General features: G+C 63.7%; 13 protein-coding genes. 8 read left to right on the forward strand and 5 right to left on the reverse strand.

What is annotated here, in order from left to right:
- Positions 1-59: 59 nt before the first annotated feature.
- Positions 60-530 (reverse strand): nuclear transport factor 2 family protein, encoded by a 471-nt coding sequence (locus IVB22_RS40490; RefSeq protein ID WP_247522726.1) that lies wholly within the window; start codon positions 528-530, stop codon positions 60-62.
- Between the two features lie 185 nt (positions 531-715).
- Positions 716-1,510, reverse strand: coding sequence for a carboxylesterase (locus tag IVB22_RS40495; RefSeq protein WP_247522727.1), 795 nt, complete (start codon positions 1,508-1,510; stop codon positions 716-718).
- Positions 1,511-1,732: 222 nt separating this feature from the next.
- On the opposite strand from IVB22_RS40495, the gene infC reads away from it, so the two are divergent.
- Positions 1,733-2,272, forward strand: a complete 540-nt coding sequence (gene infC / locus IVB22_RS40500) for a translation initiation factor IF-3 (RefSeq protein ID WP_057849055.1) — start codon at positions 1,733-1,735, stop codon at positions 2,270-2,272.
- Positions 2,273-2,432: 160 nt separating this feature from the next.
- Here infC and IVB22_RS40505 read toward each other — a convergent pair whose 3' ends face one another.
- On the reverse strand, positions 2,433-2,864 hold the full coding sequence (locus IVB22_RS40505; protein WP_374207861.1) for a hypothetical protein: 432 nt from the start codon (positions 2,862-2,864) through the stop codon (positions 2,433-2,435).
- 263 nt (positions 2,865-3,127) lie between these two features.
- Here IVB22_RS40505 and rpmI point away from each other — a divergent pair, with 263 nt between their 5' ends.
- The 6 genes from rpmI (at position 3,128) to IVB22_RS40535 (ending at position 8,635) form a co-directional block, all read left to right on the forward strand.
- Positions 3,128-3,328: a 50S ribosomal protein L35 gene (gene rpmI, locus IVB22_RS40510; protein ID WP_008539890.1), complete on the forward strand. Its 201-nt coding sequence runs from the start codon at positions 3,128-3,130 to the stop codon at positions 3,326-3,328.
- A 78-nt stretch (positions 3,329-3,406) separates the two neighbouring features.
- Entirely contained in the window at positions 3,407-3,766 is a 360-nt protein-coding gene (gene rplT / locus IVB22_RS40515; RefSeq protein ID WP_108512729.1) for a 50S ribosomal protein L20, read from the forward strand.
- Between the two features lie 205 nt (positions 3,767-3,971).
- Positions 3,972-5,054 carry a phenylalanine--tRNA ligase subunit alpha gene (pheS, locus tag IVB22_RS40520; protein WP_247522728.1) on the forward strand — a complete coding sequence of 361 codons (1,083 nt, stop codon included), beginning with the start codon at positions 3,972-3,974 and terminating at the stop codon, positions 5,052-5,054.
- Positions 5,051-5,440: an ASCH domain-containing protein gene (locus IVB22_RS40525; RefSeq protein ID WP_247522729.1), complete on the forward strand. Its 390-nt coding sequence runs from the start codon at positions 5,051-5,053 to the stop codon at positions 5,438-5,440. The genes pheS and IVB22_RS40525 overlap by 4 nt, the downstream gene beginning before the upstream one ends.
- Before the next feature lie 9 nt (positions 5,441-5,449).
- Entirely contained in the window at positions 5,450-7,858 is a 2,409-nt protein-coding gene (pheT, locus tag IVB22_RS40530; protein WP_247522730.1) for a phenylalanine--tRNA ligase subunit beta, read from the forward strand.
- Positions 7,859-7,864: 6 nt separating this feature from the next.
- On the forward strand, positions 7,865-8,635 hold the full coding sequence (locus tag IVB22_RS40535) for a sulfite exporter TauE/SafE family protein (RefSeq protein WP_247522731.1): 771 nt from the start codon (positions 7,865-7,867) through the stop codon (positions 8,633-8,635).
- A gap of 106 nt (positions 8,636-8,741) precedes the next feature.
- On the opposite strand, the gene IVB22_RS40540 is transcribed toward IVB22_RS40535, so the two are convergent.
- Positions 8,742-9,410, reverse strand: coding sequence for an adenine nucleotide alpha hydrolase (locus IVB22_RS40540; RefSeq protein WP_247522732.1), 669 nt, complete (start codon positions 9,408-9,410; stop codon positions 8,742-8,744).
- Entirely contained in the window at positions 9,410-10,804 is a 1,395-nt protein-coding gene (locus IVB22_RS40545; protein WP_247522733.1) for an NAD(P)/FAD-dependent oxidoreductase, read from the reverse strand. The genes IVB22_RS40540 and IVB22_RS40545 overlap by 1 nt, the downstream gene beginning before the upstream one ends.
- A 189-nt stretch (positions 10,805-10,993) precedes the next feature.
- On the opposite strand from IVB22_RS40545, the gene IVB22_RS40550 reads away from it, so the two are divergent.
- Positions 10,994-11,998, forward strand: coding sequence for a YiiX/YebB-like N1pC/P60 family cysteine hydrolase (locus IVB22_RS40550; protein WP_247522828.1), 1,005 nt, complete (start codon positions 10,994-10,996; stop codon positions 11,996-11,998).
- The last annotated feature ends 68 nt before the right edge of the window (positions 11,999-12,066 follow it).

The following is a 12,066-nucleotide window of genomic DNA, read 5'->3' on the forward strand; positions in this document are numbered from 1 at the left end:
TTCTTTATGCCGCGAGATGGATTGCTTCGCTCCGCTCGCAATGACGGTGTGGAGACAGATCACTCCGCCAAATGCCGCTTCATCTCCGGCCGCGCCTTCAGCGCCGCGCCCTGTTTCGCAACGATCCTGGCGATCCGCTCCGGCGCAAACTTGATGTCGACGAAGGCCGGCGCGGTGTTGGCGACCTCGTGGTACTCCGTGATCTTGCCGTCGCGCAGCCGCATGATCGCGACGCCCTCGAACATCGCGCGCGCCCCTTTCGCTTCCGGCAGCGTCGAGCGGTAGCTGAAGGTGTAGCGCGCGTACAGCGTATGGCCGTCGCTGACGGGGTCATGCATGTCCCAGCGGAAATCGGTCGCCGTGCGATAGAACCAGTCGTCGATCATCCCGGCGATTTTGGCGCGGCCTTCGAACGCGCCGTAGAACACGTCGTGATAGACGCCGTCCTCGGTGAACAGTTCCGAGAAAGCCTTGCCGTTGCGCTGCTCGACGGCGTCGCAGAAGGCGCGGAGCATGGTGGATGGGTTCATCAGCTTTCTCCCGAAGTCGTTGTCTCTTCCCCTCTCCCCTTGTGGGAGAGGGTGGATCAATCGTACGAAGCACGATTGAGACGGGTGAGGGGTCTGTCTCCGCGGATAGAGACCCCTCATCCGGCTCGCCGCCGCTTCGCGTCAGCGATCCACCTTCTCCCACAAGGGGAGAAGGAAGAGAAACCTCACCCCATCTCCGCCACCGCCGCCATAATCCTCGCAATATCCTGTGGGCGCGACAGGCGGTGGTCGCCGTCCTGGATCATGGTCAGCACCACGTCCTCGGCCGGCAGGCGGTGCGCCAGCGCAAACGCGTGCTGCCAGGGCACGTCGGGATCCTGAGCGCCCTGCAGGATGCGAACCGGGCATCCGACTTCGATGGCGCTGCCGAGCAGGAGATGGTTGCGGCCCTCCTCGATCAGCGCGCGTGTGATCGGATAGGGCGCGCCGTCGCCATACTCCGACGGCCGCATCCACACGCCCTTGGTCCTGATCTCCTCGCGGACCTCGTCGGAGAAGTTGTTCCACATCAATTGCTCGGTGAAGTCGGGCGCCGGCGCGATCAGCACCAACCCGGCGAGTGTCGCGCCCGCCGCCTCGCGCCTGGCGATCGCCCGCGTCAGCAGCAGCGCCATCCAGCCGCCCATCGACGAGCCGATCACGACCTGCGGCCCCCGGCAGAACTGCTCGAACACGGCGATGGCCTCGTCCAGCCAGCGTCCGATGGTGCCGTCGACGAAAGCGCCGCCCGATTCGCCATGGCCGGAATAATCGAACCTGATACAGGCGCGGCCATGTTCCGCGGCCCAGGCGTCCAGCGCCAGCGCCTTGGTGCCCCGCATGTCGGAATTGAAGCCGCCCAGCCAGAACAGCCCGGGCCCGCTGCCGGCACGGGCCCGCACGGCGATCCGACGGCGGCCATCGCCCTCCCCCACCTCAATAAAGGTCGGTTCCTGGTCGATTGGTGCTGAATTGGTCATGGATCTGTCACTCTCGCCCCCCGCTTTGTCCGCGAGCCCGCTTCATCGGTCAAGCGCGGCCGGACTTTGCTTGCGCATCAGGCCGCCGAGCTATATTTGCCTGAAGTGACCGAAATGCCTCGCATTTGACGGTTTTCGGGCGCAGACCGTGAGTTCGCTTGCTGTTATCAGCGTATTGCTTCAAACTACGGCCCTTCCTTTCACAACTTTGGAGAGTTACCCATTCGCCGTCCCAACAGAGCCCCGCCCGCTGCAACCAAAGACGGGCCGCGCACCAATGATGATATCCGCAATGCGCAGATCCAGCTGATCGATCAGACCGGCCTCAACCACGGAACAGTCGAGACCGTGGTCGCCATCAAGATGGCCCTCGAGGCGGGCATGGATCTCGTCGAGATTTCGCCGAACAACAATCCTCCCGTTTGCAAAATTATGGACTACGGGAAGTTCAAGTATTCGGCACAGAAGAAAGCCGCCGAGGCCCGCAAGAAGCAGAAGATCGTCGAGATCAAGGAGATCAAGCTGCGGCCGATGATCGACGATCACGATTACGACGTGAAGATGCGCGCGATGCAGCGGTTCTTCGAGGAAGGCGACAAGGTCAAGATCACCTTGCGCTACCGTGGCCGCGAAATGGCGCACCAGGAGATCGGCACCAAGCTTCTCGACAAGGTCAAGGCCGACGTCGCCGAGTTCGCCAAGGTCGAGCAGGACGCGCGTTTCGAAGGCCGCCAGGTCGTGATGGTGCTGGCGCCGCGCTGATTTGAATTGGCTAGATGTGAAGCGGCCCGTCGGACATCCGGCGGGCCGTCTTCGTTTCTCGTAGCCCGGATGGAGCGAAGCGCAATCCGAGACAGGTCGATCCGCTGATACGGTGGCCCCGGATTTCGCTGCGCTACATCCGGGCTACGGGCTCACGCGCTCAGCTCCGCCTGGCCTGCCAGGTGCCGCTGCAGCGATCGCCGGTGATGATGCCGTGCCATGCGCCCGCGCCGTAGGTGCCGGCGAGCCGGCCTCCGCCGCTCGCCTTGGAGGCGCCAACCGAAACATGGACCGCAACCGCGCCGGCGCGATTGACCGATCCGGAAACCCTGCCACCGCCGGCCGATGAAACGCGGCTGCCGGTAACCGTGAAGGGCACGCTGTAGCCGGAACTGCAATTGCCCCGCGTGGTGGCGAAGACCACATTCCAGGTGCCGTCATAGGCTCTGAGGGCCTTGCCGCCCCTCGGCGCAGCCTCAACGATATCAGGCGCGGCCATGGCGGCCAGCGCGGCGAACACGGGAAGCCAGCGCAGGGTACGCAGGCGGGGAAAAGCGTTAGAATAGGCAGTCGATCGCTGAAAACGGCTCATTTCTTCCTGCTCCGGACCGGGATGTTAACGACATCATCGCGTAGGTAGCGGCACCGCCCCCCGCGGTTCATCGTTGCCAATTGGCGCTTCATCTGCCATAAGCCCGACCTTCATCGCCCGGCTGATCAAGGGCTGCCGTGTCGATGTCCGTGCGGGTTGGTTCGTTTTCGAAAAAACCTGAGCACTTTCAACGCTCTAACGAGCATTTTAAGCCGCAAAAGCGCCCCTCGGGCGCATTTTTCTGTGGCCCATAGGAGAGCCAAATGCCCAAGCTGAAGACCAAGTCAGGCGCTAAAAAGCGCTTCAAGGTGACTGCCACCGGCAAAGTGATGCACGCCCAGCGCGGCAAGCGCCACGGCATGATCAAGCGGACCAAGAAGCAGATTCGTCAGCTCCGCGGCACCCGCGTGCTGTTCAAGACCGACGGCGACAACGTCAAGAAGTACTTCTTGCCGAACGCCTGATCGCGCTCGCATTCCCGCTAAAGCCGGCCGCGTCCGCGCGGCGATCCATCACCGATTTAAAATTCAAGGATAGCAGTCATGTCTCGCGTCAAACGCGGTGTGACCTCTCACGCCAGGCACAAGAAAGTCTACAAGGCCGCCAAGGGTTTCCGTGGCCGCCGCAAGAACACCATCCGCGCCGCGAAGGCTGCGGTCGAGAAGGCCGGCCAATATGCCTTCCGTGACCGCAAGCGCAAGAAGCGCACGTTCCGCGCGCTCTGGATCCAGCGCATCAATGCCGCGGTACGTCCGTTCGGCATGACCTACAGCGTCTTTATCAACGGCCTTTCGAAGTCGGGCATCACGGTGGACCGCAAGGTGCTGTCGGATCTCGCCATCACCGAGCCCGCGGCGTTCCAGGCGATCGCCGAGAAGGCCAAGGCCGCACTGGCGGCCTAAAGGCACCGACGGCCGCGTTGGTTCTTCTGCGATGTTTTTGAAGTCGTGATGGCCGGGCAAGAGCGCGAAGCGCGTCTTCGCACTAGATGTTCCGGCCATCCACGTCTTCCCTTTCGCAAACGCTGTAAGACGTGGATGCCCGGGACAAGCCCGGGCATGACGGGCTAGGAGCGCCGGCTTAGCATCCTAGTCAACAAGGATTGCCATGACCGACCTCGCCACACTCGAACAAACCATCCTCGCTGATATCGCAGCCGCCGGCGACGAAGCCGCGCTCGAAGCCGTGCGCGTCGCAGCACTGGGCAAGAAAGGCTCGATCTCCGCATTGCTGGCCACGCTCGGCAAGATGTCGCCGGACGAGCGCAAGACGCAAGGCGCCGCGATCAATGTCGCCAAGGACAAGGTCACCCAGGCGCTTTCCGCGCGCCGCGACATCCTGAAATCGGCGGCGCTCGATGCCCGGCTTGCCTCCGAGACCATCGACGTCACGCTGCAGCTGCGCGAGGCACCCGCGGAAGCCGGCCGCATCCATCCGCTGAGCCAGGTCTTCGAGGAGGTCAACACGATCTTCGCCGACATGGGCTTTGCGATCGCCGAAGGTCCCGACATCGAGACCGACGATTACAACTTCACAAAACTGAATTTCCCCGAGGGACATCCGGCGCGGGAGATGCATGACACCTTCTTCTTCAACCCAGGGGAAGACGGTTCGCGCATGCTGTTGCGCACGCATACGTCGCCGGTGCAGGTGCGGACGATGCTGTCGCAGAAGCCGCCGATCCGCGTGGTCTGCCCGGGCCGCACCTATCGCATCGATTCCGATGCGACGCATACGCCGCAGTTCCATCAGGTCGAGGGCCTCGTCATCGACAAGGGGTCGCATCTCGGCCACCTCAAATGGATCCTGCACGAGTTCTGCAAGGCGTTCTTCGAGGTCGACCACATCAACATGCGGTTCCGCCCGTCGTTCTTCCCGTTCACCGAGCCTTCGCTCGAAGTCGACATCCAGTGCCGGCGCGACAAGGGCGAGATCCGTTTCGGCGAAGGCGAGGACTGGCTCGAAATTCTCGGCTGCGGCATGGTGCATCCGAACGTGCTGCGCGCCTGCGACATCGATCCCGACGTCTATCAGGGCTTTGCCTGGGGCATGGGTATCGACCGCATCGCGATGCTGAAATACGGCATCGCCGACCTGCGGCAATTGTTCGAGAACGACGTGCGCTGGCTCTCGCATTATGGCTTCAAGCCGCTCGATGTCCCGACGCTTGCCGGGGGATTGAGCACGTGAGTGCTGTCCCTGCGAAATATCAGGGTTTGCGCTCGTTCGCCTTCGGCGACGGGCCGGGGTTGGCCGACGAGTTGCTCGGCCTAGTGATCAAGGGCGCCAAGACCGCAACTTGCTCGACCGAGGACGAGCCGAACACGTCGACGCCGGGCGAACAGTGGATCGTGCTGGATGGACGTGGCACGCCGGCTTGCGTGATCGAAACAACCGAAGTGACCTATCGCCGCTTTCCCGAAGTGGATGCCGCCTTTGCTTATGAAGAAGGCGAAGGCGATCGCAGTCTCGACTACTGGCGCAGCGCGCACCGCACTTATTTCGACCGGCAAGGCAAGTTTCGCGAAGACATGATGCTGATGTGCGAACGCTTTCGTCTGGTTGAAGTTTTCTAGGACCGTACCATGAAATTCACGCTCTCCTGGCTGAAGGAACATCTCGACACCGACGAGCCACTGGACAAGCTTGCCGACAAGCTCACCATGATCGGGCTCGAGGTCGAGAACATCGAGGACAAGGCGAAGGCCTTGGCACCGTTCTCCATCGCACGGGTAATCTCGGCCGAGCAGCATCCGAATGCGGATCGCCTGCGGGTGTGCATGGTCGATACCGGCAACGGGGCTGCGCCGGTGCAGGTAGTTTGCGGGGCGCCTAATGCGCGCGCTGGCCTCGTCAGCGTGTTCTCAGCCCCCGGCACGTTCATCCCCGGCAAGAACATCACGCTCGGCGTCGGCACCATCAGGGGCGTCGAGAGCCGCGGCATGCTGTGCTCGGCGGCCGAACTCGAGATTTCCGAGGATCACGACGGCATCATGGAACTGCCGGCCGATGCGCCGATCGGCAAGGGCTATGCCGAATGGGCAGGCCTCGGCGATCCCGTGCTCGAAATCAATTTGACGCCGAACCGCCAGGACTGCACCGGCGTGCACGGCATCGCGCGCGACCTCTCCGCCGCCGACATGGGCAAGCTCATCGATCCCGGCATCAAGCCGGTCAAGGGCGAATTCCCCTGTCCGGTGAAGGTGACGGTGGAAGACGCCACGCTGTGTCCGGGCTTTGCGCTGCGGCTGGTGCGCGGCGTCAAGAACGGCCCCTCCCCTGAGTGGCTGCAGAAGCGGCTAACGTCGATCGGGCTGCGGCCCATCAATGCGCTGGTCGACATCACCAACTTCATGACCTACGACCGCGCCCGGCCGCTGCATGTGTTCGACGCCAGGAAGGTGAACGGCAATCTCACCGTGCGCCGCGCCAAAGACGGCGAAAGCCTGCTGGCGCTCGACGGCCGCACCTACACGCTCGATCCCTCGATCTGCGTGATATCGGACGAGCACGGCGTCGAATCGCTGGCCGGCATCATGGGCGGCGAGACTTCCGGCTGCGACGAGAACACGACAGATGTGCTGATCGAATCCGCGCTGTGGAACGAGATCAACATCGCGCAGACCGGCCGCAAGCTCGGCATCAATTCGGATGCGCGTTATCGGTTCGAGCGCGGCGTCGATCCCGCCTTCATGGTGCCGGGGCTGGAGCTCGCGACGAAACTCGTCATGGAGTTCTGCGGCGGCACGCCGTCGGACACGGTCGTCGTCGGCAAGTCCTTCGGCGACGACCGCATCATCGATTTCCCGCTGAGCGAGGTCAAACGTCTGGCGGGAATCGAAGTGCCGCTGGTGGAGATGCGGCGCATTCTCGCCCATCTCGGCTTCATGGTCGCCGGCAGCGGCCCGGTGGTGAAGGTCGCTGTCCCCTCCTGGCGCAGCGATGTGCACGGCAAGGCCGATATCGTCGAGGAGGTCGTGCGTATCGTCGGCGTCGACAAGGTGCCGATGACGCCGTTCGAGCGCGGCGACGACGCCCGCAAGCCGGTCCTGACCACGATCCAGCTCCGCAACCGCCGCGCCAAGCGCGCGCTGGCCGCGCGCGGCATGGTGGAAGCGGTGACCTGGTCGTTCATTTCCAAGCCGCATGCTGAATTGTTCGGCGGCGGCCAGGCCGAACTCGCGCTCGCCAACCCGATCGCCTCCGACCTGTCGGACATGCGGCCGAGCCTGTTGCCGGGCCTCGTCGCGGCGGCGCAGGCCAACGCCAACCGCGGCTATCAGGACGTCGCGCTGTTCGAGGTCGGCCAGATCTTCAGGGGCGACAAGCCCGAGAACCAGTTCGTCGCGGCCTCAGGCGTGCGCCACGGCTTTGCGTCCTCGAAGGGCATGGGCCGGCACTGGTCGGGCTCTGCCATATCAGATGCGCTCGATGCCAAGGCCGATGCGTTTGCCGTGCTCGCGGCCGCCGGCGCGCCAATGCAGGCTCTGCAGATCGTGCAAGGCGGCGCAAGCTGGCTGCATCCGGGGCGTTCCGGCACCATCCAGATCGGGCCGCAGAACGTGCTGGGCTATTTCGGCGAGCTGCATCCGCGCACGCTGGAAGCGCTCGGCGCCGACGGGCCCTTGATGGCGTTCGAGGTGATCCTCGACCGCATTCCCGACGCCAAGAAAAAGGCCACCCGTGCCAAGCCCGTGCTCGAACTCTCCGCGTTCCAGCCGGTGTCGCGCGACTTTGCGTTCATCGTCGATCGCGGCGTGAAGGCTGGCGACATCGTGCGATCAGCGCAGGGCGTGGATAAAAAGCTGATCACGGACGTGAGCGTGTTCGACGTCTATGAAGGCAAGGGCATCGATCCGAACAAGAAATCGATCGCCATCGCCGTGACGATCCAGCCGCGGGAGAAAACCCTGACGGACCAGGAGATAGACGCAGTAGCGGCGAAGATCGTGGCCGAGGTGACGAAGAAGACCGGCGGCACCTTGCGGGCATGATGCCGCATGAACCCCGCTGCGCTCATTCCGGCTGACGTCGGCATCAACGCGGCGATCGCGATCTGCGCGGTCGCCTTCGTCTCGGGTACGGCGCGGGGATTTTCCGGGTTCGGCTCAGCGCTGATCTTCATGCCGCTCGCAAGCTCCATCGCCGACCCGCGACTGGTCGCGGCGCTGCTCCTGATCATCGATTTCGTCGCCGCCGCGCCGCTGCTGCCGAGCGCGTGGGAAAAGGCCGACCGCAAGGCGACCGCGATCATCGTGCTCGGCGCACTGATCGGTGTACCCATCGGAACATACTTCCTTAGCCGGCTAGAGCCAGTAACAACACGCTGGATCATTTCGGTCTTCGTGTTCTCATTGCTGCTGCTTCTGCTCTCCGGTTGGCGCTATCGCGGCAAGGACCACGCAGCCGTCGCGATCGGCATCGGCGGGCTCTCCGGCTTTTGCAGCGGACTGGCCCAGACCGGCGGCCCGCCGATCGTCGGCTACTGGCTCGGCCGGCCCATCGCCCCCGTCATTGCACGCGCCAATATCGTGCTGTTCTTCGGCGCGTCGGATTTCTTTTCCGCCGTCAGCTACGCCGCGGCCGGATTGATCACGATGGATGCGATCAAGTTCGCAGTGGTGGTCGGCCCCGTCTACGGCATCGGCGTCTGGTTCGGCGCGTCACTGTTCGGCAAAGCCAGCGAAGCCGTATTCCGTTCGATCTGCTACGCGCTGATCGCAGCCGCGGTGATCTTCGGCCTGCCGGCGCTGGACGGCGTGCTGCGCTGACGCCGCTTTGGGTGGGCAAAGCGAAGCGTGCCCACCCTTCCGTGCGCGGTGCGCATTGTGGTGGGCACGGCGCAAGTGCGCCTTTGCCCACCCTACGAGTCCTGCGCTAGCCCATCACCAGATCGCAATACGCATAACCGTCGCGCTCGACGCGTTCGCCTGCCATGACCATCAGCCGCCGTGAAAACATCGGCCCTGCCACCACGCAGGTGTGAAACTCGCCGTTCTCGCCGCAAGCGTCGACGCCTTCGGGCAAATCGGCCAACAGCGCTGCATCGAATGTGCGGCCGGCAAAATCGGGCGGCAACTTCTTCAGATCGACGGTAGCGATATGCGCTTCGAGCCCGCTAGCGATCATGGCCTGCGCCAGTTCGGCCGTCGGCCGCTCCCACAGTGGAAACACCGGCGTGATGCCGGTGCCTGCCAGCTTCTGTTCGCGATAGGCGCGGATATCAGCCAAAAACAGATCGCCGAAGATCATGTGCGTGATCCCATCGGCAACGGCCTGCGCGACCGCTTCGCCCATCCGCGCCTCGTAAATCTCGTTCGGACAGGGATAGGGGATCGGCACTATCCGCTGCGGCAAACGAGCAGCCTCGCATTGCGCCTGCAATATCTCCTGCCGTACGCCGTGGATCGACACCCGGCCGAACGTCTCGGTCACCGTGGTCAGCGCGCCAACGACTTCGAACTGCCCTGCGCGCGCAACCTCATGCAACGCAAAGGCCGAATCCTTGCCGCTCGACCAGGAGATCAGTGCCTTGGGACGTGCCATCAGTTGGTCGAGGACCCGCGCCGGCGCTGCTTCGCCGGCCGTGCTTCCGGCTCCGGGTCCTTCAATGCACCGATCCGCCGCAACGCTGCTTCCGCTGCGCGTTCACCGCTTTCCCAGGCGCCGTCAATCGTTCCCCATAGCGTTTCGTGGGTCGCCTCGCCGGCGAGATAGATGCAGCCGAACGGCTCGGTCAGAACCTTTCGCGAGGACTGCCCGCCGGGACCGGCCGCCGACATCGCGCCGAGCGCGAACGGCGCGGCGTTCCAGCGCGTCGCGCTCGATTTCTTCACCGCGGCCGCCACCTCGCTGCCGTACAGCTTCGTCAGCCATTCCACCGCAAACGCCACCATCGCCTTCTCGCCCTGCGCGGAAAGATCGCGGCCGAACGAGCCGCCGACATCGAGGGTGCAGAGAGACGACCCGCCGATATTGGCTGATATCAGCGCCGTCTTCGTCGAATTGCTCTGCTCGATGACGACGTCATCGCGCGCCAGCCCCAACGGATTGCCCGCCATCTGCAGGGCGATCCGGTCGTAGCTGCCGAGGCTCAGTTTCGAAACTGCGTCCAGCATGCGCTTTGGGATGTCAGGCGCGAATTTGATATTGCCGGCGGCCAGCACATTGCTCGACACGGTGACCACGGCGGCACGCGCGGTGATCCTACCCTCCGGCGTTTCCACGCTGACATCGCGGTTGCTCCAGACAATGCGGTTGGCCGGTGTCGACAGCGACAGCGGCACCTGCTCGCCAAGCTTTGCGATCAGCGTGCCCAATCCCTGACGACAGCCGATCGCGATGTTGCGATCCTGCGCGCGCGACTTGTCGCCGACGGAGACATCTTTCAAATCCTTGCCCGAAAAACTGGCCCCCAGCACGAACTCCGCCGTGCCGGCCCAATCGCCGAGATCCTTTGGCAGCACCGAGGCGCAGGAGACATCGAACCGCCGCGCGGCTTCGTCGATGGCGCGGTTGGCGCGCACGAGCGCGGCGAGAAATTGCTCGGTCTCGCCGGCGCGGGCGTTGCGGCGGCCGATGCGCATCTTCTGTCCCGAGGGCGCGGTCGTGATCTCGAGGCCTGCGGCGCGCGCCAGCTTGATCATCGGATTAGTCTCGGGATTGTGCATCCAGCGCGCACCGCGATCGAACGGCACCTCGAAGCTCGCGGTGTCGGTCTGGCAGCGGCCGCCGATCTGGTTTGACGCCTCCACCACGATCACCTTGCGGTTCGCCGCCATGATCCGCCGCGCCGCAGCAATGCCGGCCGCACCCGCGCCGATCACGACGATGTCAGCTTCCCGCGGCAATGGCGCGGCCCCCGCACGCACCCCGCAAAAAACCGGAACCGCTGCCAGACCTGCGGACGCCGACAGGAAGGTGCGGCGGGTCATTGTCATGTCATGGTTTCCGGGGCCTGAAGGAAGCGAGAACAGCTAGCGAACTGTGCCGCATCTCACGTGACGCAGCAACACTCATGGTAAATCAATCATGATTGATCCGGTTGGCGCATGAACTAAATTGAAACGGCTTGCGACCATGATATGGAAACAAAAAAAGCGGGAGAAAAGCCGCTCTGGGGGAGTTTCATGGGCGTAATGCTCGATACGATCGGCCAGGTGATTGCGGGCTACCTGCAGAAGGAAGTCCCGGGCTATGAGCCGTTCACACCCAGCGACCCCGAGCATCTGCGCGGCGTCATCGAGCCTGGCGATGTGCTGCTGGTCGAAGGCAACAACCGCATTTCCGGCATCATCAAATACCTGACGCAATCCACCTGGTCGCACGGTGCGCTTTACGTCGGCCCGGTCGACGGCGCGTTTGAACCCGACGGCGAGCCGCATGTGCTGATCGAGGCCAATATCGGCGAAGGCGTGACCTCGGCGCCGCTGTCGAAGTATTATCCCTATCACACCCGGCTCTGCCGCCCGATCGGCCTGTCCTACGAGGACCGCACCACGGTGTGCCGCTACGCCATCAACCGCATCGGCTTTGGCTACGACACCAAGAACATCGTCGACCTGATGCGCTTCCTGATCCCGCTGCCGGTGCCGCAGCGCTGGCGCCGGCGCATGATCGCGTTCGGCTCCGGCGATCCCACAAAAATCATCTGCTCGGCGCTGATCGCGCAGGCGTTCGACGCGGTGCGCTACCCGATCCTGCCCAAGATCACCCGCGCCGCCTCACGCAAGGCCCGGCGCGAGATCCTGCACATCCGCGATTCCTCGCTCTACATGCCACGCGATTTCGACATCTCGCCCTATTTCGAAATCGTCAAACCCACCATCGTGCACGGCTTCGACTACACGGCCTTGCACTGGGCCGACAAGCAGAAGCCGCTCCAGGAGGTAGCGGGCGAATTCGGTGTGTTTCCAGAGGTCAAATCGCCGCCGCTTGCTCCTGAAGAGATTGACGAAGAGACGCCGCTTCCGGTTGCGGCTGAAGAAGTGACGGTTGATGAAGTGACCGTCGAAACGACGATCATCGAACGCGTCACCGTGTCGGAACATTATCTCGCCGTCGAATACGTCCCGGTCCGCCCGCCGGAGCGCCGCGCCCGCCCGCGAGGCACGGCACATGAAGTAGTCGTGTAAGCACAGATCGTAGGGTGGGCAAAGCGAAGCGTGCCCACCATTTCAAGCCAGCATTCCAGATAGATGGT

Origin of the sequence: Bradyrhizobium sp. 190, from assembly GCF_023073415.1 — a bacterium.
GTDB lineage: Bacteria > Pseudomonadota > Alphaproteobacteria > Rhizobiales > Xanthobacteraceae > Bradyrhizobium.